The 23,389-nt window shown below is 74.7% G+C and carries 21 protein-coding genes; 6 read left to right on the plus strand and 15 right to left on the minus strand.

The features are described 5' to 3' along the window. Window positions 1-103: 103 nt before the first annotated feature. The 4 genes from V1L54_RS14610 to V1L54_RS14625 all read right to left on the minus strand — a co-directional run bounded on the left by V1L54_RS14610 (window position 104) and on the right by V1L54_RS14625 (window position 4,544). A complete protein-coding gene (locus V1L54_RS14610; RefSeq protein ID WP_330118399.1) occupies window positions 104-1,138 on the minus strand; it encodes a zinc-binding alcohol dehydrogenase family protein in 1,035 nt (344 codons plus the stop codon). Window positions 1,139-1,312: 174 nt separating this feature from the next. Further along, window positions 1,313-2,158 (minus strand): trimeric intracellular cation channel family protein, encoded by an 846-nt coding sequence (locus tag V1L54_RS14615; protein ID WP_330118400.1) that lies wholly within the window; start codon window positions 2,156-2,158, stop codon window positions 1,313-1,315. 351 nt (window positions 2,159-2,509) lie between these two features. Continuing rightward, window positions 2,510-3,211 (minus strand): LuxR C-terminal-related transcriptional regulator, encoded by a 702-nt coding sequence (locus V1L54_RS14620; protein ID WP_330118401.1) that lies wholly within the window; start codon window positions 3,209-3,211, stop codon window positions 2,510-2,512. 28 nt (window positions 3,212-3,239) lie between these two features. Beyond that, the gene (locus tag V1L54_RS14625; protein ID WP_330118402.1) at window positions 3,240-4,544 is read right to left on the minus strand and encodes an ATP-binding protein; all 1,305 of its coding nucleotides are present in this window, start codon (window positions 4,542-4,544) and stop codon (window positions 3,240-3,242) included. A 130-nt stretch (window positions 4,545-4,674) separates the two neighbouring features. Here V1L54_RS14625 and V1L54_RS14630 point away from each other — a divergent pair, with 130 nt between their 5' ends. The 3 genes from V1L54_RS14630 to V1L54_RS14640 all read left to right on the plus strand — a co-directional run bounded on the left by V1L54_RS14630 (window position 4,675) and on the right by V1L54_RS14640 (window position 6,896). Continuing rightward, window positions 4,675-6,192, plus strand: a complete 1,518-nt coding sequence (locus V1L54_RS14630) for a PspC domain-containing protein (RefSeq protein ID WP_330118403.1) — start codon at window positions 4,675-4,677, stop codon at window positions 6,190-6,192. Beyond that, window positions 6,189-6,422 (plus strand): hypothetical protein, encoded by a 234-nt coding sequence (locus V1L54_RS14635; protein WP_330118404.1) that lies wholly within the window; start codon window positions 6,189-6,191, stop codon window positions 6,420-6,422. Before V1L54_RS14630 ends, V1L54_RS14635 begins: the two co-directional genes overlap by 4 nt. Before the next feature lie 126 nt (window positions 6,423-6,548). Beyond that, window positions 6,549-6,896 (plus strand): VOC family protein, encoded by a 348-nt coding sequence (locus V1L54_RS14640; RefSeq protein ID WP_330118405.1) that lies wholly within the window; start codon window positions 6,549-6,551, stop codon window positions 6,894-6,896. A gap of 108 nt (window positions 6,897-7,004) precedes the next feature. Here the strand turns inward: V1L54_RS14640 and V1L54_RS14645 are convergent, their stop codons facing one another. The 4 genes from V1L54_RS14645 to V1L54_RS14660 form a co-directional block, all read right to left on the minus strand. Next, a complete protein-coding gene (locus V1L54_RS14645; RefSeq protein WP_330118406.1) occupies window positions 7,005-7,586 on the minus strand; it encodes a DoxX family protein in 582 nt (193 codons plus the stop codon). Window positions 7,587-7,733: 147 nt separating this feature from the next. Continuing rightward, window positions 7,734-9,044, minus strand: coding sequence for a hypothetical protein (locus V1L54_RS14650; RefSeq protein ID WP_443076632.1), 1,311 nt, complete (start codon window positions 9,042-9,044; stop codon window positions 7,734-7,736). Between the two features lie 302 nt (window positions 9,045-9,346). Next, window positions 9,347-9,880 carry a hypothetical protein gene (locus V1L54_RS14655; RefSeq protein WP_330118408.1) on the minus strand — a complete coding sequence of 178 codons (534 nt, stop codon included), beginning with the start codon at window positions 9,878-9,880 and terminating at the stop codon, window positions 9,347-9,349. Then, entirely contained in the window at window positions 9,877-10,125 is a 249-nt protein-coding gene (locus V1L54_RS14660) for a helix-turn-helix transcriptional regulator (protein WP_330118409.1), read from the minus strand. The genes V1L54_RS14655 and V1L54_RS14660 overlap by 4 nt, the downstream gene beginning before the upstream one ends. A gap of 146 nt (window positions 10,126-10,271) precedes the next feature. Here V1L54_RS14660 and V1L54_RS14665 point away from each other — a divergent pair, with 146 nt between their 5' ends. Next, window positions 10,272-10,622, plus strand: a complete 351-nt coding sequence (locus tag V1L54_RS14665; RefSeq protein WP_330118410.1) for a hypothetical protein — start codon at window positions 10,272-10,274, stop codon at window positions 10,620-10,622. 54 nt (window positions 10,623-10,676) lie between these two features. Here V1L54_RS14665 and V1L54_RS14670 read toward each other — a convergent pair whose 3' ends face one another. The 4 genes from V1L54_RS14670 to V1L54_RS14685 form a co-directional block, all read right to left on the minus strand. Further along, a complete protein-coding gene (locus tag V1L54_RS14670) occupies window positions 10,677-11,873 on the minus strand; it encodes a C40 family peptidase (RefSeq protein WP_330118411.1) in 1,197 nt (398 codons plus the stop codon). A 335-nt stretch (window positions 11,874-12,208) separates the two neighbouring features. Beyond that, window positions 12,209-14,221 (minus strand): caspase family protein, encoded by a 2,013-nt coding sequence (locus V1L54_RS14675; protein ID WP_330118412.1) that lies wholly within the window; start codon window positions 14,219-14,221, stop codon window positions 12,209-12,211. Next, on the minus strand, window positions 14,218-14,682 hold the full coding sequence (locus tag V1L54_RS14680; protein ID WP_330118413.1) for an effector-associated constant component EACC1: 465 nt from the start codon (window positions 14,680-14,682) through the stop codon (window positions 14,218-14,220). Before V1L54_RS14680 ends, V1L54_RS14675 begins: the two co-directional genes overlap by 4 nt. Window positions 14,683-14,875: 193 nt before the next feature. Beyond that, on the minus strand, window positions 14,876-15,496 hold the full coding sequence (locus V1L54_RS14685; RefSeq protein WP_330118414.1) for a DUF1707 SHOCT-like domain-containing protein: 621 nt from the start codon (window positions 15,494-15,496) through the stop codon (window positions 14,876-14,878). A gap of 99 nt (window positions 15,497-15,595) precedes the next feature. On the opposite strand from V1L54_RS14685, the gene pcrA reads away from it, so the two are divergent. Continuing rightward, window positions 15,596-18,106 (plus strand): DNA helicase PcrA, encoded by a 2,511-nt coding sequence (gene pcrA / locus V1L54_RS14690; RefSeq protein ID WP_330118415.1) that lies wholly within the window; start codon window positions 15,596-15,598, stop codon window positions 18,104-18,106. 117 nt (window positions 18,107-18,223) lie between these two features. Here the strand turns inward: pcrA and V1L54_RS14695 are convergent, their stop codons facing one another. Continuing rightward, complete coding sequence (locus tag V1L54_RS14695; protein WP_443076633.1) at window positions 18,224-19,813, minus strand: M23 family metallopeptidase; 1,590 nt, start codon at window positions 19,811-19,813, stop codon at window positions 18,224-18,226. A gap of 359 nt (window positions 19,814-20,172) precedes the next feature. Further along, complete coding sequence (locus V1L54_RS14700; protein ID WP_330118437.1) at window positions 20,173-21,057, minus strand: esterase/lipase family protein; 885 nt, start codon at window positions 21,055-21,057, stop codon at window positions 20,173-20,175. Between the two features lie 468 nt (window positions 21,058-21,525). Here V1L54_RS14700 and icmB point away from each other — a divergent pair, with 468 nt between their 5' ends. After that, on the plus strand, window positions 21,526-21,936 hold the full coding sequence (icmB, locus tag V1L54_RS14705; protein WP_330118417.1) for a coenzyme B12-dependent isobutyryl CoA mutase small subunit: 411 nt from the start codon (window positions 21,526-21,528) through the stop codon (window positions 21,934-21,936). On the opposite strand, the gene V1L54_RS14710 is transcribed toward icmB, so the two are convergent. Beyond that, window positions 21,912-23,389: DUF5691 domain-containing protein (locus V1L54_RS14710; RefSeq protein WP_330118418.1), on the minus strand; the 1,478-nt coding region annotated here is incomplete at its 5' end. The genes icmB and V1L54_RS14710 overlap by 25 nt on opposite strands.

Here is a 23,389-nt window from a genome sequence, read left to right on the forward strand (position 1 = left end):
ACCGCGGGGAAGGACACAGCGGGAACCCTGCCCGGCGCGGAGGGGGACGGCCGGGCGGGCGAGGCCATGACCGTCCCCCTCGAAGGGGCAGGGGTGGGGTGCGTCAGGAGTTCGCGACGGCGATCTTGCCGATCATGCCCCAGCCCTCCAGGGCCCGGTGCGCATCGCGCAGGTTCTCCGGGCTGACCGGGGTGAGCTTCCGGGAGAGCGTGGACCTCAGCACGCCCGCGTCGAACAGCCGGGCCGCCTCGTCGAGGATCTCGCGCTGGGCGGTGCTCTCCGGATCGAACAGCGGGCGGGTGAACATCAGTTCCCAGTGCCAGCTCTGGCTGCGGGCCTTCAGGGGCAGGGTGTCCAGGCCCTCCGGCCCGTCGATCGCCACGACCTGCCCGTGGACGGCCATCAGAGAGGCGTACGTCTCCGCCATTCCCGCCGAGAACGGCGAGAAGACGTAGTCCACGCCGCGCGGGGCCAGGGCGCGCACCTCGTCGTTCAGCCGGTGGCGGTCCACGGTGTGGTGGGCGCCCATCGACGCGGCCCACTCGGCGGACTCCTTGCGCCCGGCCGCCGCGATGACGGTGACGCCGGTGAGCTTCCGGGCGAGCTGGACCAGCATGGAGCCCACCCCGCCCGCGGCGCCCATGACCAGCAGGGTGCCGGTGCTCTCCCTGGTCAGGCGCAGCTTGTCGAAGAGGGTCTCCCAGGCGGTGATGGTGGTCAGCGGCGCGGCGGCGGCCTGGGCGAAGTCCAGGGACGCGGGCTTGCGGCCGGTGATCCGCTCATCGACCAGGTGGAGGCCGGCGTTGGCGCCGGTGCGGGCGATGGAGCCCGCGTAGTAGACCTCGTCGCCGGTGGAGAAGGCCGTCACCTCCGCCCCGGTGGCCACGACGACCCCGGCGGCGTCGTAGCCCAGCACCTTGGGCGCCTCGGCCGGGTCGAAGCCGGAGCGGACCTTGAAGTCCACCGGGTTGACGGAGACGGCGCGGACCTCGACGAGCAGGTCGTGAGGGCCGGGCGGGCCGACCTCGATCTCCACCTCGGCGAAGGAGGACTCGGCGTCGACGTCTCCGGGGGCGAGGGCGGCGATCGCGCGGGTGGTGGCGGGGGCGGTGGGAGTGGACGCTGTGGGTGCGGTCATGCCCGCACGGTACGTCCGGGGATGTGGTTACCCGCAACGGAGATTGGTAACCGAAGGGAACCGTGCAGGTGGAGAGAGTGTCACCCCACCCGGTCGGGCCAGTGGTACCTGGTCCGGCAGCGCGAACCGGGAGCGGGTGCCGGAGGACTCCTGCTCCCGGTCGAAGAGGGCGGGTCAGAGCGCCCGGTGGGACCAGTCGGCCCGGGGGTCCCGGCGCGGTCTGCGCGGGCGCAGCGGCACCACGTCCCGGGGCAGGCGCAGCTGGACGGTGTCCTCGGGGGAGAACCGCGGGCGCGGGAGGGTCTGCCCCAGGGGCGAGGGGGAGGGGTAGGAGACCGGGGCGGGGACGGCCGGTGCCGGGTGCGGGGACGCGGCGGGCCGGACCGATCGCTTGGCCAGCCGCGAGCGCGGGGTGCGCCACCCGTAGTGGATGGCGGCCAGCCGCACGGTCACGGCGAGGACGGTGGCGCCGACCGCGGTGGATACGTTCAGCAGCCCGGCGGCGTACAGGCCCAGGGTGGCCCCGCCGCCGAGCAGGGCGGGCAGGGAGTACAGGTCCCGGTCCCAGCGCAGCACCGGCGGGACCTCCCGGGCCAGCACGTTGGCGATCATGCCGCCGCCGACGGCGGTGGCCATGCCGAGCGCCATCGCGGCCACCGGGGCGAAACCGAACGCCAGGCCCTTGATCGTGCCGGTGACGCTGAGCACACCCAGCGCCACCGCGTCGAAGACGTCGCAGGCCTTCGGGCTGTGCTGGATGGGCGTGCTGAAGTAGACGACGACGGTGGCCGCCAGAGGCGCCAGCCAGAAGCCCGGGTCGGTGAACGCGATCGGCTTGACCCCGATGACCAGGTCCCGGAACAGGCCCCCGCCCAGGCCCGCCGCCTCGGCCAGCACCAGCGTGCCGAACAGGTCGAAGTCCTTCCGGGTGGCGAGGACCGCCCCGGACAGCGCGGCGGCGAAGACGCAGACCAGGTCCAGTGGGTACTGCACCGTGGTCAGCAGCTGCTGAAGGGCCATTGTGGGGTGCTCCTGTGGGGGTGGCGGTGTGCCGGTGGTACGCCGGTGGTGCGGGGTTGTCTTCGTCACCTACGGAGGGGCGGGCGGGCCGGTTCGACCGGCCCCCCCGCCGGGTGCCGTCCGCCGGGCGCCTCCCCGGGGGGACGGGGCGGGGGCGCGGCGGATCCTCGACAGCCCTTCCGAACTGGCTGATGGCGTAGGGGAGTCGGAGGTTGCTCCGGAGCCGGAAAGAGTTGGGAAGCCGGGGAGCGGGGAGGGGAGGAGCGGCGGAAGGGGGGCGCGCGGGCGTACGGCGGCCGCGGTACGGGGACCCCGTACCGCGGCCGTGGGGCCGGGGCGTGCGGCCCGGTGTCAGACCAGGCGGCGGGCCGTCGCCCAGCGGGTGAGCTCGTGGCGGTTGGAGAGCTGGAGCTTGCGCAGCACCGCCGAGACATGGCTCTCGACCGTCTTCACCGAGATGAACAGCTGCTTGGCGATCTCCTTGTACGCGTAGCCGCGGGCGATCAGCCGCAGCACCTCGCGCTCGCGCTGGGTGAGGCGGTCCAGGTCCTCGTCGACCGGCGGGGCGTCGGTGGAGGCGAAGGCGTCCAGCACGAAGCCCGCCAGCCGGGGCGAGAACACCGCGTCGCCGTCCGCGACCCGGAAGACCGCGTTCACCAGATCGGTCCCGGTGATCGTCTTGGTGACGTAACCGCGGGCGCCGCCGCGGATGACGCCGATGACGTCCTCGGCGGCATCCGAGACCGACAGGGCCAGGAAGCGCACCGGCCGCTCCGGGTCGGACAGCAGCGCTGCGCTGCGCCGCAGCACCTCCACCCCGCCGCCGCCCGGCAGATGGACGTCCAGCAGGACGACGTCGGGCCGGGTCGCGGCGATGACGGAGACGGCCTGGTCCACGTCGGGGGCCTCGCCGACCACCTCCACGCCGGTCTCCTCCGTCCGGCCGATCTCCGCCCGGACGCCCGTGCGGAACATCCGGTGGTCGTCGACGAGGACGACCCGGGCCCGGCGCCCGGCGGTGTCCCGCTCCGTGTCTGCCGTCCGCTCCGTCATGCCGCACCCCTCGTCAGACCGCTCACCGTCACTGCTCCTCCACCCGCTCCGTCTCCAGCTCCACCACCGTGCCCCCGTCCGGCGCGGCGCGCAGGACGGCCGTGCCGCCGTTGCGCCGCATCCGGCCGATGATGGACTCCCGCACGCCCATCCGGTCCGCGGGCACCGCGTCCAGGTCGAAGCCGGGGCCGTGGTCCCGTACGGAGACGAAGACCGTACGCCCCTCGACCTCCGCGAAGACCTGCACCGGGCCGTCCTCGCCACCGTACTTGGCGGCGTTGACCATCGCCTCCCTGGCGGCCTGGAGCTGTGCGGCCAGCCGCTCGTCCAGCGGGCAGTCGCCGACGCACACCACCTCCACCGGCACCCCGTGGTGGTCCTCCACCTCGGCCGCGGTCTTCCGCACGGCCTCGGCCAGGGTGTCCGGGGCGTCCTCCTCCTCGTCCCTGCCGGTGCCGGCCGGGCGGTAGAGCCAGGCACGCAGTTCGCGCTCCTGGGCGCGGGCGAGCCGGGCCACCTCGCGCGGGTCGCCGGCGTTGCGCTGGATCAGGGTGAGGGTGTGCAGGACGGAGTCGTGGACGTGGGCGGCCACCTCGGCCCGCTCCTGGGCGCGGATGCGCATCAGGCGCTCCTCCGACAGGTCCTGCACCAGCCGGACCAGGTACGGGCCCGCCAGCAGCGCGATGCCCACCAGGACGGCCAGCGAGGCCTGGAGCACCATGCCCAGATGCGGGCCCAGGCCCCGGGTGACGGCGAAGCCGGTGATCCCCAGGCCGACCAGGAGCGCCCCGGCCGCGCTGCGCGCGATGGGCAGCAGCCGCCGCCGGCGGCCGATCTCCGCCCAGTGGGCGCGCCGCGAGTCGTCCGCCTGCCGCCAGACCACGGCGACGCCGACGCCGACCAGCACCAGCGGCCACACATAGGCGTTGGCCCGGCCGAACTGGAGGTCGCCGCCCAGCGCCGCCGCCCCGACCAGCAGGACCAGCAGGGCGAGGAGCTGCCCCTTGTCGGGTCTGCGCAGGAACCGCCACCGGCCGCCGCGGCCGCCGTCCCCCGGCCCGGCCTCCCGGGCGGTGCTCCCGGGGATGTTCCGGGGGGCGTCCACCCCGCCCGTCCCCAGCGGTACGACGAACCAGAAGGCGGCGTACACCGCGATGCCCAGGCCGTGGGCCATGAACAGGGCCAGGAAGACGATCCGCACCCACAGGACCGGCACCCCCAGGTGCCCGGCCAGCCCGCGCGCCACACCGCCGAGCAGCCGCCCCTCGGCGCTGCGGTAGAGCCTGCGCTGCGGCGGCGACTCGACGGCGGGGGAAGGGGTGGTGGCGGACATGGCACGATCGTCACACGAACACGCCGCGCGGACATCAGGGTCGGGCCCTGAACCGCCCCGGAGAACTCAGGGAAGTCTCCGGGACGCTCCCCGATGCCCGCCCGGCCGCGGGCACGTCACCATGGGAGCCATGAAAGACGCCCAGCCGCCCGGCGGCCAGACCGCGACGGAGAGCGCGCCGGGGAGCGCGCCGGGGGCGGCACCCGCGGCGGATCCCACGGCAGGGTCCGGGACGAGGCCGCGGCTGGTCCGCAGCCGGCGGCACAAGGTCGTCTCCGGGGTGTGCGGCGGCCTGGGCCGCCACTACGACCTCGACCCGGTCGTCTTCCGGGTGTCGCTCGTGGTGCTTTCGGTCGTCAGCGGACTCGGTCTGCTCTTCTACGGTTTCGCCTGGCTGTTCGTCCCGCTGGAGGGGGAGGACGAGAACGAGGCGCGGCGGCTGCTGTCGGGCCGGGTGGAGGGCACCGCGCTGAGCGCCCTGCTGTGCGCGCTCGTCGGCAGCGGACTGTTCCTGGCCGCCATGGGCCGGGGCGACGACACCCAGGTGTTCTCCCTGATGCTCGCCGGAGCGGTGGCCGCCGCCGCCCACTGGTCGCGGCAGCGCCGCCGCGCCGCCGCCGTGACCGAGGACGGGGACGGACCGGCGGACCCGGTGGCGGCGCAGGTCGTCGCGGACGCGCCGCCCGAGACGAAGGCCCCGCCCGTCCCGGCCGGGCCCTCGTGGTGGCGGGAGCCGCTGACCAAGGACGGGGAGCCGGGCCGGCCGTACGACACCGGTTATCTGTGGGGCCCGGAGGACGAGCCGTCCCGGAAGGCGTACTCCCACGGGCCGCGGGCCGGGGACGTGCCCGGCGGCGGTGCCGGTGACGGAACCGGCGCGGCCCGGGCCGCCTCCGCCGCCCCGCCGCGTGAGCGTTCCCTGGGCGGTGTGCTGTTCCTGCTCGCGCTGGCCGCCGCCGTCGCCGGCACGGCGATCGCCTGGCCCGGCCGGCCGCTGGGCACCGTGCTGGCCGTCGGCTTCGCCTGCGCGCTGGGCGTCCTGGGGCTGGGCACGGCGGTCAGCGCCTTCTACGGGCGGGTCGGCGGCGGCACCGTCTTCACGATCGTGTGCACCGGGGCGCTGCTGGCCGGGGCGCTGGTGCTGCCGAAGGACATCACCACCGAGTGGTCCGAGACGACCTGGCGCCCGGTGGCGGCCGACCGGATCGAGGAGCGGTACCACCTGGGCGGCGGCCGGGCCGTCCTCGACCTGTCGGGTGTGGACTTCGCGGCGGACCGCACCGTGCGCACCACCCTGGACGTGGGTGTCGGCGAGGCGCGGGTGATCGTGCCCGACGGTGTGGTGGTCGAGGTGACCCTCGAGGCCGGGGTCGGCGGCTGGCGGCTGGAAGGGCGGCCCGGAGCCGCCGGCGACCGGGACTCGGGACACGGCGGCGGCGTCGGGATGAGCGAACGGCGCACCCTGCCCCCGGCCGTCGGTGCCGGGCCGGTCGGCACACTGGTGCTGCGGGTGCACGTCGGGGTGGGCGAGGCCGTCGTCGTGCAGCGCCCCGGGCCGGCGGAGAGCCCGGCGGAGGAGAGCCCGGCCGAGGAGCGCCCGGCCGAGGAGCGTCCGGCCGAGGAGCGTCCGGCGGAGGACGCGCGGTGAGGCGGCACGCCTTCGAACCGGCCCGGCTGCTGCTCGGTCTGGCGCTGCTGGTCCTCGCCCCGGTGTACGTCCTGGCGGCGACCGGCCGGTGGGACGTCCCGCTGCCCGTCCTGCTGTCGCTGGTCCCCGCCGCGCTGCTGCTGGCCGGGATGGCGCGGGCCGGCACGTACTTCGCCCGGTGCGCGGCCCGCGCCCGCCGGGGCGGTGCGGACGGCGGACACGCGCCGTGACGCCCCCGCCCGGCGACCGCCGCGGGGCCGGACGCCGGGTCTGTCGCGAAAGCGGGTGCGGAGACGGGTGTGCCGTAGTACTCCTGGGGAGTCCCGAGAGACACCGCTGCCCACTTGGAGTCGTCGATGGCTGTTCGCCGTGTCGTGCCCGTCCTCCGGACGGACGCCGCGCAGAGGAACCGGGAGTTCTACGACCTGCTGGGCTTCGAGGAGGTCATGGACCTCGGCTGGATCACGACGCTCGCCTCGCCGTCCACTCCGGCGGCCCAGGTCAGCCTCATGACCGCCGACCGGACCGCGCCGGTCACGCCGGACATGAGCGTGGAGGTGGACGACGTGGACGCCGCCTACGCGGTCATGCGGGACAGCGGCGCGGAGATCGTGCACCCCTTGCAGGACGAGGAGTGGGGGGTGCGGCGGTTCTTCGTCCGCGATCCCGACGGTCGGGTGATCAACGTGCTGAGCCACCGCTGACACCGGTCCCGCGCCGCTGGTGAAGGCACCGGTCGCAGCCGCTCGCCGACTCGCCGCGCTCCACGGTGCACGGCCGTTCACCACCGGGATCCGCTCTTGTGACGGACCCTAGCCGGAGGACCGGTGCCGCGGCCCGCCGTGCCCGTGCCCGTTGCGGGCCCGGCGGGCCGCCAGGTACGCGTCCAGGGAGAGCGTCGGGGCCCCCGCCAGCAGCAGCGGGGTCCAGGCCGCCAGGTACGCCGCGTCCTGGCTGTAGTAGTAGGGACCGACGTTCCAGCTGATCGTCAGCCAGAAGCTCAGCGAGATCAGCGCGCCGCCGAGCGCCGCCAGCCGGGTCCACAGTCCGGCCAGGGCGCCCAGGCCGACGGCGGTCTCGCCGAGGGCGATGGCGTAGCCGAAGGCCACCGGGTCCTGCTGGGCCAGGTCGAGCATCCAGGGCGCGGCGGCCCCCTGGATGCTGCCGAGCAGGTCGCCCAGGGAGCCGGGGCCCCCGGTGGAGAGGAAGTCGGGGTCGGTCATCTTGTCGAGCCCGGCGTAGAGGAAGGTCACGCCGAGGAACAGGCGCAGTGGCAGCAGCGCGTGGCGGGCGGCCCTCTCCCGCAGGCCAGCCGGCTTCTCCTCCGCCCCGTGGTCGTCCGTCCCCGCCCAGGACGGTGTGCCGCGGCCTCTCGCGCGATCCGGCAGAGACATCCGCACCCACCCCTTCTCACCCGTGTCCGGTGCCGGCCCCACGGTCCGTCCCCGGATTCTCCCCGCTCCCGCCGCGGAAAGTCCCTGTCCTGCACTACGGAACCGGGGCGCGGGGCGTTCAAACGAGGGGGGTGCGGGCGGGGGCGCTCAGTCCTGGACCTCGACGGTGTAGCGGTTGGTCTCGGCACCCGCCGCGGTGATCACCTGCACCTCGACCCGGCCGGGCTCGACGTCCACCGGCACCGGGACGGTCAGCACGGTGTCGGCCGGGTTGGCGAAGCCCCCGACGACCGGGACCAGCGGGACGTGGACGTGGACGGCGCCGATGCGGACCGTCGTGCGCGCCAGCCGGTCCGGTGCCTCGGCTCCCGGCGGTACGAAGCCCGAACCGCGGATCTCGATGTCGTCGCCGGTGCGGATCGGCGCGTCCAGATCGCCCGCCTCGCGGGAGCGGACGACCGACAGCACCACCGGACGGCCGCCCTCGGCGTACTTCCCGGCCAGGTACGTCAGCGCCGAGACCGCCACCAGCAGCGCCAGCCCCCAGGGCAGGTCCGGCAGCTCGCCGGGCCGGCGGGCCAGCCGTACCGCCGCGAAGACCAGCGCCACCCCGCTCACCAGCACGTACTGCACGTCCGTGAAGGAGCCGTGGCCGCTGTCGTCGGTGAGCAGGTCGGCGGCGCGCGGCCGGTCGGCGCGCACCTTCTGCAGCCGCTGGGCCCGTACCCGCAGGGCCACCGTCCGCCGTACGGTGACGGCCACCGCGCAGGTCAGGGCCAGGACCGTCAGCAGCCCGGCGGCGTGCGCGAGATCCAGGCCCGACAGCAGCCGGCGCCGCGCGTCCGCGCCGGAGGCGGCGGCCAGCTCCACGGCGAGCACCAGCACGGCGTAGCCGGACAGCAGCACCCAGGCGGCGGCGACCGTACGGGAGGTGGACAGCCGGTTGTCCTCGCCGGTCAGCGGTGCCAGCGCCCCGCCGCGGGCCCGGTGCAGCCGGGCGGCGGCGGTCAGTGCCACGGCGGTGACCAGCGCGGCCAGCAGCCCGGCCGTCCGCGCGGTGGTCCAGCCCGCGCCGGACAAGGCGGTGAGCGTCTGTACGGCCGCCAGCACGGCGACCGCGCCCCAGACCGCGGCGGCGGTCCGCCACCACCGCCCGCGCAGCCGGAGGCCCTGCTCGGCGCGGGTGCGCTCGGCGACGGTGTGGGCCGCCTGGAGCAGTTCGTCGGAAACCCACTGGCGGGACGCGCCGGAGGAGTGGGCCAGCGCGGGCGGCACCCCCTCGCCCGCCGCCAGCTCGTCGCGCCGCCGCCGGAACTCGGCCAGCGCGCGGCGCCGGCCCGTCCGGACGCCGTGCGGGCAGTCGGAGCAGGCGCAGCCGCCGGTGTGTCCGGCCGCCGTACCGCCCGGTCGCCCCGGTCCTCCCGGCGTGCCCGCCGTCCCGTCCCGCGCCGTGTCCACGGCCACCGCTCTCCCCACCTCTCCCCGGCTCTCCCCGAGCCGCCGACACACTGGCAGTGGGTCGGCATTGTGCCCTACCCGGGGCGGGGCACGGCACCGCCGTCCGGCCGGCGGGCACCGGGCGGCGGGGAACGCTCCGGCGGCGGGGCCAGCGGCGGTCCGTCGGTGATCCGGTGGCCGGTCCGGTGGGGCGCCGCCTCTCTTCTCACCCGAACGAGTGAGGGGGGGCGGGGGCCGCCCGTCAGCCGTTCCACCGGATCGGATCCGGCTCCCCGCCGGCCCTCTCGGGTGCTCCGGGCGTCTCAGGTGTTCCGGGCCTCCAGCGGTTCGTCGTCCGCCGGTTCGTCCCGGGCGGACAGGGCCGCGGCCCACAGCGGCAGCAGCCAGTGCGCCACCAGCAGCGCGAGCAGGATTCCGGTCAGGGTGGTGACGGAGACCTCCGTCTCCCCGGATGCGGAGTCGTGGATGAGGAACAGCCAGAGCAGCACGGCCAGCTGGAGGGCGAGGGAGGTCCGGTGCGCGAGGACGAAGGCCTGCCCGCGGTCGGCGCGCTGCCGCTCGTCCAGCACCCGGGCGCGCAGCTCCAGCAGCCCGCGGGTGGCGGAGTTGAGCAGCCCGGTGACCAGGCACCACGCCAGGATCAGGGGGAGGAGCGCCGCGATCCCCGCCCAGCCGTGCACCGGGGTGAGCACGAGCGCCGCCGACGCGGCGGCCGTCAGGACGACGTGCGCGGCGACGAGCGCGCGGCGCCGGGCCCGGGTGGCGTGGAGGTGCCGGTGCCGCGGATCGTTCATCAGGCGCAGCATGCGCCGGTCGTAGTCGGTCGCGGTCCTCATGTCTGCTTCCTCCCGTATACCTCGTCGGTGAGCGGGCGGAACGGCTCCAGCGAGAACAGCGCCTCCACCGGCAGCCGGAAGAAGGCGGCGATCCGCAGTGCCAGGTGCAGGCTCGGGTTGTACTCGCCGCGCTCGATGTAGCCGATGGTCTGGTAGTGGGCGCCGACCGCCTCCGCCAGGTGCTGCCGGGAGACCTTCCGCTCCGCGCGCACCATGGCCAGCCTATTGTGTACCTGCTCGCTCATGTATAAGAGATACTACATTCCTCAGCGCATGGGCAACAGGTGGCCGGAGAGGGGCGAAGGGAGAGGGGGAGGAGGGCGGTGGGGCGGGGCGTGACCGGAGACCTGGCCGTGAGGGCGGGAAGCGGTCCCGGATACGCTCGCGTGCCATGGAGGCACTCATCAATTTCTTCGTCGCCCTGCACATCATCGGGATCGGCGCCCTGCTCGGCGGCTTCATGACCCAGATGAAGGCCATGGGCGCGGGCGAGGCCCGCATCGTCCCGGCGATGCTCCACGGGGCCCTCACCATGCTGGTGACCGGTGTGCTCCTGGTGGGGTTCAACGAGATGGACGACCAGGCGGTCAACAACGTCAAGATCGCCGTCAAGCTGGCCGTGCTGGTGGTGATCCTCGTCCTGGTCTACGTCAAGCGGGACGAGGAGAAGGTCCCCGCCCCGCTCTTCGGCACCGTCGGCCTGCTGACCATCGCCAACATCCTCATCGCCACCATGTGGTGACGTTCTCCCGCCGTCCCGCGCCGTCGTTCCGCGCCGGTCCGCCGGGCCTGTCCGTCAGGCCGGGCGGACAGCGCTGTGGAAGGGCATGTGGTCCACCGACTCGTAGCGCACCTGGGCGCCGGGCTTCGGCGCGTGGATCATCTGGCCGCCGCCGGCGTAGATGCCGACATGGCTGATGTCGTCGTAGAAGAAGACCAGATCGCCCGGCTGCATCCGGGACTTCTCCACCTTCGTGCCGGTCTTCACCTGGTCCCAGGTGGTGCGCGGCAGGGAGATGCCCGCCGCGCGCCAGGCGGCCCCGGTCAGCCCCGAGCAGTCGTAGGAGTTGGGGCCGGTGGCGCCCCAGACGTACGGCTTGCCCAGCTGGGCCTCGGCGAAGGCGATGACCTTCGCCGCCTTGGCGGCGTACGTGCCGCCGGTGCCGGTCTCCGTGCTCGTGCCGGTGCTCGTGCCGGTGCTCGTTCCGGTGTCCGTCTGCCGCGGGGCCGTCTGCTTCGCGCGTTCGGCCCGTTCGGCCCGCTCCTGCTGCTTCTTGCGCTCGGCCGCGGCCGCCGCCGCCTTGCGGCGTGCCTCCTCCTGCCGCCGGCGCTCCTGTTCCGCCAGTCGCGCCCGCTCCTCGGCGGTCAGCTTCGCCAGCAGTTTCCGGGCCTCGGCCAGTTTCCCCTGGACGGTCTTCTTGGTGGCCGAGAGCTTCCTCTGCGACTCGGCCAGCCGGTCCAGCTCACCGGCCGCCTCCGTGCGCTTGCGGTCGGCCGTCCGCCGCTGGTCCCGGTAGTCCTCGACGGCCTGCCGCTGGCGGTCCGTCATCCGCTCCAGCAGATGCTGCTGCTGGAAGAAGGTCTGCGGGTCGGAGGAGAGCAGCAGGACGGCGGTGCCGGAGACCCCGCCGGTGCGGTACTGGGCGGTGGCGTAGCCGCCCAGTTCGCGCCGTGCGTCGTTGAGCCGGTCCGCGCGTTCGGCGGCCTCGTCGAGCAGCCGGTCGACCTTCCTGCGCTGCTTGTCGGCCTTCTCCTTGGCCGCGTTGTACTTCTGGGTGGCGCCGCCCGCCTCGCGGTACAGCGTGTCCACCCGCTTTCGGACCTCCTCGACCGACGGTCTGGCCGACGGTCCGTCGTCCTCGGGGGTCGCCTGGGCGGCGCTCTGGGCGAGGATCGTGAGGGACGCCACCGCCGCCGTGGTGATCCCGACCGCTCCGCCCCGGGAGGCGGGGGCCCGCAGGAGAGGGGGACGGGGCTTGCGGTGCGCGGCCAAGGCGGTGCTCCTTCCGTGGGGCCGCCCGCCGGGACCGGCCGCCCGGCCGCCGCGCGGCGGCCGGGCGGCTCCGGCGGGGTGCGGACATCGGAAGGCCGCCCACGGGCCGTGAAGGACCCGGTCCACCCCGCCGTCACATGGGTTCCCGGCTCCGGCCGCGCGGGAGCGCGCGGCCGGATTCGGCGGAGGCGGCCCGTGCCGGCGTTGTCGCCGGCTGAGGAGGCCGGGCCGCCTGACGCTGCACCGTAGGACACCTGTGGGGCCGCTGTGAAGGCCGGTGTTCGTTATATCCCGAAACCCGTTCGTTATCGGTCCGTTATCGGCGGTTTCGGGGTTCAGCCGAGGACGCCGGCGACCGACCGGGCGATCAGGAGCAGGGCGGCGCACAGTGTCAGCAGGACGGCGGACACCCGTGCCAGTGCGGTGAGGGCGGTCGCCGCCGTCCGCTTCCCGCCGGCCCGCTCCCCGGGCGGGGTCGCGCGGAGCACGTTCCGGGCCAGGCGGGCCAGGACCAGGGCGAGGACGGCCAGCAGCAGGGCGCCCACCCCGCGGGCGGTCAGGAGGGACAGGGTGGTGTCCAGTTCCCTGTCCAGCGCCCAGCGGAACCCCGTGCCCCGGCCGTAGGCCGGGTTCATCGCCGCCGAGATGTTCCGCGCGGCACGCACCACGGAGGCGATGGCCTGCCCGGCGAACACCGCGGACACCAGGCACGCCAGCAGGGCGCCCACCGGCAGCAGGAGCCGCCGTACCGCCGGCGGACCGCCGGGCGGCGCACCGGGGTGGTGGGCGGAGTGGACGGGGCGGGCGTGCGCGGTGGCGCCGGAGTGCGCCGGGGCGGACGGTCCGGGCGGTGTGACGGATGCGGACGGGGTGATCGGCTGCGGTGCGGACGGAGGCGTCTGCGCGGGCGGTGCGGGGGTCCGTGCCGCGGCCGGTGCCCCGGACCGCCCCTGCCCCTGCGCCTGCGCCGGGGCCGGCGGCGGAGCGGGAGCCCGCCCCCGTCCGGTGGGCGCGGGGACCACCTCGGCCCGGACCCGGACCGCCGCCTCGCCGGTGATCCCCTTCAGGGAGAGGGTCCCGTCCAGCGGGCCCGGCCGGGAGGTGTCCACCGAGACGTCCAGCCGGTCGGCGGGGACGGTCCCGTCCTCCCCGCCGCTCCCGCTGTCGCCGCCGGCGCCGTCGTGTCCGTCCGCGCCGTCCGTCACATGGATCCAGCTCTCCTTGGGATGCGGCGTGCAACTGCGCGCCAGCGGCGGTCCCGGCAGGCCGACCGTCCGGTGGGGCGCGGGGGAGTGCTGCGGCACCCGGCCGAAGTCGAGCACCGCCGGGGAGGGGTTCGGCGCGACCTCGGCCAGCGCGCGGCCGGCCTCGTCGGCGATGGACCTGATGTCGTTGCGGGCCAGTGCGGCCAGTGCCTCCCGGGCGCCCGCCGCGACCGCCAGGTCGGGGTTCTCCATGCGGAACCGCAACTCGGCGATCGCCCCGCGCCGGGTGTAGGCGTTCTCGCTGCTCACCGCCGTGCGCAGATCCTCCGGCAGCGGTGCCGCGCGGATCCTCCGCCGTCCGCTGCGGGCGATGTAGACCTCGCCCTGCAGGTCCACGGTCCGGCTGGGCGTCTGGTGGGGGTTGCGCTCGCGGACCCGGTCGAAGACGTACTCGTAGAGCTCGTTGAGCGAGACCCGGCCGTCCTCGTCCAGATCGGCCTCGCCGGTGGACAGGCCGCCCACCAGCGCGCTGGTGAACACCGACGGCCTCGGCTTCCCGCCCTCGGTCAGCTCGGTGCCCTCGAAGGCGTACTCCATGGAGTTGGACGCGGTGATCACCGCCCAGCCGCGTCCGCCGCCCAGCTTCTCGCCGCCGAAGGCGTCGAGCACGTTCACGTCCCCGGCCGCGCGTACGCCCATGCCCTGGGAGAAGGCGCCGCCGTAGCAGCAGTCGAGGAAGAGCACGATGCTGCGGGCCCGGCAGGCCGCCATGCAGCGCCGTACGAAGTCCGCGGCCACCGCCGTGGAGGCCAGCCGCTGGGGGATGGTGTTGGGGGCGGCGAAGAACAGGTCCCCGGAGGCGTTCTTCAGGCCGTGGCCGGAGAAGTGCAGGACCAGCGAGTCGCCCGGCTTGCGGTCGGCGAAGAAGTCCTCGATGTGCATCGAGATCGAGTGCGAGGGCTCGTTGCGCACCACCCGCACGTCGAAACCGCCGATCCGCGGGTCGCCGAGGACCCCGGCGAGCGCCACGGCGTCCTCCGACGGCGACAGCAGGCCGCGCAGTCCCTCGTCCCGGTAGTCGTCGTTGGCGACGACCAGGGCCGAACGCGCGGCGGGCCGGGAACCGGACCGGGAGGCGCTCACGGCTCCGCCCGGGAGGCCGGTGGTGCGGGTGTGGACCGGTCGTCCGCGTCGGGACCGGCGGGGGAGCGGTGGCCGAGGAAGACCTCCAGCGTGCTCGCGAGCTGGTCCGGTGAGGCGTCGGTGATCTCCAGGACGTTGCCGTCCGCCTCCACCCGTACGGACGGGCCGGTCTGGCTCTCCCGGTGCCGCCAGCCGCGGACCACGGTGACGAGGTCGCGCAGCATCGTGGCCGACTCGCCCAGCGTCACCAGCATCGCCCCGGCCTCGACCACGTCGAAGGCCCGGGCCCCCGGTGGCGGGGCCGCGCCCGGCAGCGGGCGCACATCGGCCACGTCGAGCCGCAGCAGCTCCCGGCGGAGCCGGCCGGCCAGCTCCTGCAGTTCCTCGGGGTCCCCCTCCTCCTCGGAGAGGAAGATCTTCACCTGCCTGTCGGCGGTACCGGTGTTGTCGGTGTTGTCCACGGGTCTGCCCCTCTGCCGCTCGTGGGGCGGGACGGGGGCACAGGAGGGTGCGGGGAGCCGCGCTCGCGCCATGCCCCTTTTTCTGTGGTTTCGCGGTTTTTGCGCCTTTCGCCCTCAAGTGTGGTACGCGCCGGCCGCTCCGGCAACACCGGTGGCGCGGGGCTCGGGAGGAGGGACGAGGAGGGATACCGGATCAGCCGCGCGAGGAGCGGCGGCCGGGCCAGCGGAACGGGTGGCGCACCGTCACCGTCCCGCCTCCGGCCCGGCCCGTGACCCGCAGCGTCGGCGCACCCGGCTCGGGCACCCCGTTGGCGCGGTTCCGCACGTGGCCCAGCGCGACCGTCACCTCATGGGTCTGCACCGACCAGCCGCGCGGCACGATGACCGTGACGTCGCCCATCCCCGCGTCGAGCTCCAGCAGCACCTCGCGGTGGCGGCACTCCGCCGCCGTGAAGTCGATCCGGGCGCCGCCCAGCCTGGTCCTGACGACGAGGTGACGGGGCACCACCCAGTGACCGGTGTGCCGCAGCTCCCCGATGTTCGACCTGAGCACGACCGGCTCCTCCGGACCGGCCACCGGGCCTCCTCCGGCGCCGGGCAGGTCCGCGGTCAGCGGCTCCAGTTCGCCGTAGGTCTTCGCGGCGAACGCCTTCTCCAGCCGCTCCTCCAGCTCCGCCAGGTCGATCCGGCCGTCACCGGCCGCCTCGCGCAGCCGCTCGGCCACCGCCTCCCGGTCGTCGTGGGAGGCGCGCAGCTCCGCGTCCGGGCGCGGGCGCGGTACGGGATCGCCGGAGTGGGCGGAGGCGTCGGTCATGACGGCCATCCTAGAAGCGGCCGTCCCGGCCGGGCATGTGCGGGGCGTGTGCGGGAGCGCCCGCCGCACGGACGGTCCGGCGGCCTAGACTCTTCGACGATGAGCAGCCTCTTCGACGACAGCTTCCTGGCCGACCTCGACCCTCCCGGGGACGAGGAGCCGCCGCCCGGCCCCGAGGAGACGCCCGCGCCCCCGGACGAGGACGTCCCGGAGGATCTCTTCGCGGGCACCTTCGCGGACGGCGCGGCCCGCGACGCCCACTACCGCAACGGCGCACCCCGGCCCGTCGTCGCCCCGGAGGCACTGCTGGAGGGGCTGAACGAGCAGCAGCGCGCGGCCGTGACGCACACCGGCTCGCCCCTGCTGATCGTGGCGGGCGCCGGCTCCGGCAAGACCCGGGTGCTCACCCACCGCATCGCCCATCTGCTGGGCGCGCGCGGCGTGCACCCCGGGCAGATCCTCGCGATCACCTTCACCAACAAGGCCGCGGGCGAGATGAAGGAGCGCGTCGAGCAGCTCGTCGGCCCGCGCGCCCAGGCGATGTGGGTCTCCACCTTCCACAGCGCGTGTGTGCGCATCCTGCGCCGCGAGAGCAAGAAGCTGGGCTTCACCTCCAGCTTCTCCATCTACGACGCCGCCGACGCCCGGCGGCTGATGGCGCTGGTCTGCCGTGACCTGGACCTGGACCCCAAGCGCTTCCCGCCCAAGTCGTTCAGCGCCAAGGTCTCGAACCTGAAGAACGAGCTGATCGACGAGGAGGACTTCGCGGGGCAGGCTGCCGACGGTTTCGAGAAGACGCTGGCCGAGGCGTACGCGCTGTACCAGTCGCGGCTGCGCGAGGCCAACGCCCTGGACTTCGACGACCTCATCATGACGACGGTCCACCTGCTCCAGGCGTTCCCCGACGTCGCCGAGCACTACCGCCGCCGCTTCCGGCACGTCCTGGTCGACGAGTACCAGGACACCAACCACGCCCAGTACACCCTGATCAGGGAACTGGTCGGGGTGGACGGGGAGAGCGACGGGAGCGGCGGTCCCGGTGAGGGGCGCGCCGAGCTGTGCGTGGTCGGTGACGCGGACCAGTCGATCTACGCCTTCCGCGGCGCCACCATCCGCAACATCCTCCAGTTCGAGGAGGACTACCCGGACGCCACCACCATCCTGCTGGAGCAGAACTACCGCTCCACGCAGACCATCCTCTCCGCCGCCAACGCCGTCATCGAGCGGAACGAGAACCGCCGCCCGAAGAACCTGTGGACCGCCGCCGGCGCGGGCGAGACCATCACCGGCTACGTGGCCGACACCGAGCACGACGAGGCGCAGTTCGTCGCCGAGGAGATCGACCGGCTGACGGACGCCGGGACGGCGAAGCCGGGCGACGTCGCCGTCTTCTACCGCACCAACGCGCAGTCCCGGGTCTTCGAGGAGGTCTTCATCCGCGTCGGGCTGCCGTACCGGGTCGTGGGCGGGGTGCGCTTCTACGAGCGCAGGGAGGTCCGCGACATCCTGGCGTACCTGCGGGTGCTGGCCAATCCCGAGGACTCGGTGCCGCTGCGCCGCATCCTCAACGTGCCCAAGCGCGGCATCGGGGACCGGGCCGAGGCGATGATCGAGGCCCTGGCGCTGCGCGAGAAGATCACCTTCCCGCAGGCGCTGCGCCGCGTCGACGAGGCGTACGGCATGGCGGCCCGCTCGGCCAACGCCGTCAAGCGCTTCAACGCCCTCCTGGAGGACCTGCGGACGGTCGTGGAGTCCGGCGCCGGGCCGGCGACCGTGCTGGAGGCCGTCCTGGAGCGCACCGGCTACCTCGCCGAGCTCCAGGCGTCCAGCGACCCGCAGGACGAGACCCGGGTGGAGAACCTCCAGGAGCTCGCCGCCGTGGCGCTGGAGTTCGAGCAGGAGCGCGGCGCGGAGAACCCCGGCACGCTCGCGGACTTCCTGGAGCAGGTGGCGCTGGTCGCCGACTCCGACCAGATCCCGGACGAGGATGCCGAGAACGGCGGGGTCGTCACGCTGATGACCCTGCACACCGCCAAGGGCCTGGAGTTCCCGGTCGTCTTCCTGACCGGGATGGAGGACGGCGTCTTCCCGCACCTGCGCACCCTCGGCAAGACCAAGGAACTGGAGGAGGAGCGGCGGCTGGCGTACGTCGGCATCACCCGGGCCCGGGAGCGGCTCTACCTCACGCGCTCGGCCATGCGCAGCGCCTGGGGCCAGCCCTCCTACAACCCGCCCTCCCGTTTCCTGGAGGAGATCCCGGAGCGGTACCTGCGGTGGAAGCGCACGGGCGGTACGGCCGGGGCGTCCGGGCGCGGCGGTGCCGGCCGGGGGGCGTCGGCGACGTCCATGCTGGCGGCGGCGGCCTCGGCCGTGTCGGACGCGACGGCCGCCGCCCGGCGGCCCGGTCCGAGCGGCTTCGCCACGGGCCGGGCGAAGGAGCGGGCGGCCGTGTCCCTGGAGGTCGGGGACCGGGTCACGCACGACACCTTCGGGCTCGGCCGGGTGGTGGCCGTCAAGGGCAGCGGGGACAACGCCGAGGCGACGATCGACTTCGGCGACGAGCGGCCGAAGCGGCTGCTGCTGCGCTACGCGCCGGTGGAGAAGCTCTGAGCGAGCGGCCGAGCGGCTGAGCGGCGGCCGGGAGTCCGCCGAGGGGGCCGCCGGGGGCGGCCCCCGAGCCGTACGGGTCCCGGACCGCCGGGCCCCGTACGGGCGGGTCGGGGCGGGTCAGGTCGGGTCCAGGCCCTTGGAGCGGAGCCAGGCCAGCGGGTCGATGGCCGAACCGCCGCCCGGCCGCACCTCGAAGTGCAGGTGCGGACCGGTCGAGTTGCCGGAGTTGCCGGAGTAGGCGATGACGTCACCCGCCTTCACGGCGCCCGAGCGGATGCGGGTGCTGCTCAGATGGCAGTACCAGGTCTCGGTCCCGTCGGGGGCGGTCACTATCACCATGTTGCCGTAGGAGCCGTCGAACTGGGTGCGGACCATGCCGTCGGTCGCGGCCCGCACGGGGGTGCCGTAACTGACGGGGAAGTCGATGCCGGTGTGCACCGACATCCAGTTGAGGCCCGCCTGCCCGTAGTAGGCGCTCAGCCCGTGCTGGGCGACCGGGAGCGCGAACTTGGGCCGCATGGCCTCCTTGCGTGCCGCCTCCTCCGCCTTGCGTTTGCGCTCGAGCTCCTGGCGCTGCTTGAGGTCGATGCGCTCCTGGGTGCGGCTGGCGCGGCCGGCGAAGTTCTCGGCCTCGTCGGAGAGGCTGGCGAGCTGGGTGTCGAGCTTCCGGTTGGCCGCGGTGGACTTGACGGAGGTGGCGTCGGCGGCGGCCTGGGCGGTGTTGTCGTCGGCCTCGCCGACATCGCTGACGGAGGCGGCGGCCACGGCCGTCACCCCCATGACGCACGCGGACGGCACGGCGACGGTCAGCAGCGCGGAACGCTTCGGCCGCGCGGAACGGCGGCGGCGCGAGCCCGCGGCGCGCGGGGCCGGCGGTCCGGGCCGCTCCGCCCTCCTGGAGCCCCGCGGCCCGGCGGGGCCGTCGCCGACGTCCTCGCCTTCGGCGGTGGTGTCCTCGGCGCCGGCGTCCTCGTGGCCGTCGAGGGCCTTCGGACGGTCCGGGCCGTGTGGGGTGCCGTGCTCGGCTTCCGCCCCGTCGGTCCCGCCGGGGAAGCCGGCCGCGCCGGCCGTGTCCGGCGAGTCGTATCCGGACTGCTCGTACCCGGCCTGTGCGTAGTCGTGCCCGTGCTCGTGGGGGACCGGGTGCCCGGCACGGTCCTCGGGCCGGTCCGCGAGGTCGTCCCAGCCGGTGGCGAGGGGGTCGGTGTGGCCGTCGTACCCGGGGTACCGGCCGGTGCCGGCGTCCCAGGTCCCGTCGGTGGGGGCACCCGGCGCTCCGTAGGGCTCCCCGCCGTAGGAGCCGGTGCCGTAGCCGGTGTCCGGCCAGGACTGGCCGGACATCTCCGGGGAGGCGGTGGCCTGGGCCGGAACGGAGGCCCAGGAGGCGGTGCCGGAGTGGTCGGCGTGGGCGTCGTAACCGGTGGCGGTGTACCAGGAGCCGCCGTGTCCGGTGCCGCAGGCGGTGGGCGCCGCGGGCGTGTCGCCCGGGAGGGGGCCGAAGAGGGGGTCGCTGTCACCGTAGGCGCTCACGGGGGTGCCGAAGGTGCCGGTGGCGTAGCCGTACGAGGTGTCCTGCTGCCCGTGGTCGCCGTACGGCGACTGCCCGTAGGTCTCACAGGGCTCGTAGGGGGAGCCGTAGGGACCGTAGGAGGAGTCGGCAGCGGGGTCGGCCGGGGTTGAAACTCCCGACGGGTGACGGTCGTTCACCACCAACTTCACTTTCGCCTCGACAACAGGGGCGGAGCAGTGCGGCGACTGTACCCGGGGGTATGCGACGGCGACAATCTTCAACAGGTTTTCCGGGGCACGGAAACGGGCATACGGCCGTCTTTCGGCGGACTGCATACCAGTACTTGGTCTGAGGTTCGAATGTTGTTCGAATCTGGTGGAGTCGTGGACCCGTCTCGGGGGCCCGCCGGCCCCGGTCCCGCCCGTCGTCGTCCGGGATTCCGGTTCCGCTGCCCGCGGTGTTCCGGCGTGCCGCGGTCCCGGGTGCGCGGCCCCTCGCCGGAGGGCTCCCGGGCCGGGTCCGCCGGGCCGCCCCGCCCGTCAGGCCACTCCGCTCGTCAGGCCGCCCCGGCGGAGCCCTCGGCCGGCCGTCCCGGCCGCGCTCCGGTGGTCAGCTTCTCCCTGATGTCGGCGGCCACCTCCCAGTGCGCGGGGAGCGCCAGATGCCCCAGGCCGCGCACCCGTACGTTGCAGACGTCCAGATCCGGGTGGTCGATGCGGGCGGTCTCCACCGGATCCATCAGCTGGTCCAGATCGCTCCAGAAGGCCACGAAGCGGGTGCGGCAGCCCGGTGCGGGCCGGGCCAGTTCCTCGATCACCTCGGAGTCCGGGCGGAGTTGGCGCACGATGGGGTGCGCCGACGCCAGCGGCGCGACCCGGGTGCCGGAGTGCGGGGTGCCGAGGGTCACCAGGGTGCGGATCCGGGCGTCGCCGCCCATGCGCTGGATGTAGTAGCGGGCGATCAGGCCGCCCATGCTGTGCCCGACCACGTCGATCCGGCTCCGGCCGGTGCCCTCGCAGATCTCCTCGACGCACTCCGCCAGCCGCTCGGCGGCATGCCGGATGTCACGGGTCAGCGGGGAGTAGTTGAGCGCGCAGATGTCGCGCCAGCCGTTGCGCGCCAGGGAGCGCCGCAGCAGGGTGAACACCGAACGGTTGTCGATGAAGCCGTGCAGCAGCAGTACGGGCGGGTGGTCCCGGCCCGCCCGGCTCCGGGGGATCCGGCCCGCGGTGCCGCGGCAGCCGTCCTCCTCCGTCACCCGCGCCGGGACGTACCGCTCCTGGGCCATGCCGACCGGGTAGAGCAGGGTGCGCCCCGCCAGGAAGGCCGCCTCCAGCGCCGCGGCCCGCAGCCCGCGCGGCGCCAGGGGCACCAGCGACAGCGGCAGCGCGCCGGAGAAGATCCCGGAGAGCGCTCCGGAGACCAGGGGCAGCGCCTTCATCACCTTCACGGCCGACAACCTCCCCTGGTGGCGCACACCGGACATATCCGTCCGTGTGCCCCTCCGGGCGGCCATGATGCGGGCCGGACGTCAATCTGATATTGAACGGACACCGGGCCGGGACCGCCGCACCGGCGCGTGGTGCGGCGCCGCGGCGGCTGTGGCGCGGTGATGGTGCGGCTCTGCGGTCACTGTGTTCTCGGCGTTCTCGGCGTTCTCGGTTTCTCCGCGCGCCCGGCCGGGCCGTACGTCCGCGATGCCCGGTCGCGGCGCCCGGCGGGACGGGCCCGGAGGGACGCCGCCGGGAAGTCCCGGATGTGATTTCCCCCTCCCTCCTTACGGTGAAACGGACGGGTACGCGATGCTGGCGATAACGTTCGTTCACCAGTACCGCTTGCCGGAACGTGCCGGACCCGCCCGAAGCGGTCGGTCGGGCGAGCCGGACCGCAGTCGTCATGGGAGGCAGTCATGGGTGTGTCGGGTCCGATCCGCGTGGTCATCGCCAAGCCGGGGCTCGACGGCCACGACCGCGGCGCCAAGGTGATCGCGCGGGCACTGCGCGACGCAGGTATGGAGGTCATCTACACCGGCCTGCACCAGACGCCCGAGCAGATCGTGGACACCGCGATCCAGGAGGACGCCGACGCGATCGGCATGTCCATCCTCTCCGGTGCGCACAACACGCTCTTCGCCAAGGTGCTGGAGCTGCTGCGCGAGCGTGACGCGGAGGACATCAAGGTCTTCGGCGGCGGCATCATCCCCGAGGACGACATCCCCCCGCTCAAGGCCCAGGGCGTCGCCGAGATCTTCACGCCCGGCGCCCCCACCGGCAAGGTGGTGGAGTGGGTCCGCTCTCATGTGGGGTCGGTGGCGGCCTGAGCCGTCCCCTCTCCCTCCCCTTCCTCCCCCGGACCCTCTTCCGGGCCCCGGCCCGGCTCGAGCTCCCCGAGCATCGTGGCGCGGAGCCGGAGTGTGGCCACCAGCCGCTGGAACGCCTCCGCCCAGTAGCCGCCCGCGCCCGGTGAGCCGTCCTCCGGCTCGTCCGGGACGGCGGTCAGCGGGGCGAGCCGGTCGGCCTGCGCCGGGTCCAGACAGCGCTCGGCCAGCCCCATCACCCCGCTGAAGCTCCACGGGTAGCTGCCCGCGTCCCGGGCGATCTCCAGGGCGTCCACCACCGCGCGCCCCAGCGGCTCGGCCCAGGGAACCGCGCAGACCCCCAGCACCCGGAACGCCTCGGACAGGCCGTGGGCGGCTATGAACTCCGCCGCCCACTCCGCCCGCTCCCGCGCGGGCAGCACGGTCAGCAGCTTGGCCGGATCGCCGGGCACCGTCGCCATCGGGGCGGACGGCTTCCCCAGCAGGGCACGCGCCCACGCGGCGTCCCGCTGGCGCACGGCGGCCCGGGCCCAGGCCGCGTGCAGCTCCTGCTCCCAGTCGTCGGCGACCGGCAGGGCCGTGATCTCGGCGGGCGTACGGCCGCCCAGGTGCCCGGCCCAGGTGTCCAGCGGAGCGGCCTCCACCACCTGGGACAGCCACCACGACCGCTCGCCCCGCCCGGCGGGCGGCCTGGGCGCCACACCGTCGCGCTGCATGCCCGCGTCGCACTCGTACGGCGCCTCGACCGCCAGCCGGACCGCTCCGCCGGTGTGGTCCGGGGCGACACAGGCCCGGGCCCGGACCGCCATCCGCGCGGCGAGCGCGGAGGCGGGCAGCGCGGAGAGCAGTTCGGCGGCGGTGGCCCGGACCGTGCGGCTGCGGTCGGTCAGCGCCTGCTCCAGGAACTCCTCGTCGTCCGGCGACAGGCCCTCGCGCAGGGTGTCGAGGAACATCAGCCGGTCCTCGGCCCGCTCCGTGGGCCAGGTGCCGGCCAGCAGCTCACGGGCCGCCGCCGGATCGTGCCGCCGCAGCGACACCAGCAGCGCGGACCGCTCGGCGAACAGGCCCTCCTCCCACAGCCGCCGGACGGCGGCCCGGTCCGTGCCGTCCGCGCCGCCCGCCGCGTCCGCTGCCGTTCCCGCCGCGCCGGACCGGCCGTCCTGGCCGGCCGCCGGGAGACCGGGGCCCCGGTCGGTCCGGCCGCGCAGCGCGAACCGCCAGTCCGGGTTGAGCCGCGCCAGCCACAGCGCCCGGGGCCCGCCCAGGGCCAGGACCGGGGAACGCAGATCCGTCCGGGCGCGGGCCGCGTCCAGCAGGGCGGGCAGCTGCTCGGCCGGTGCCCGGTAGCCGTGGGCGTTGGCGGCGGCCAGCCACTGGGGGAGCAGTTCGGCGAGGTCGGGGGCGGTGCCCCGGCGCCCGCCGCCCCCACCGGAGCGGTCGGTGAGCAGCAGCGCCA

Origin of the sequence: Streptomyces rubellus (assembly GCF_036323805.1) — a bacterium.
Taxonomy (GTDB): Bacteria; Actinomycetota; Actinomycetes; order Streptomycetales; family Streptomycetaceae; genus Streptomyces.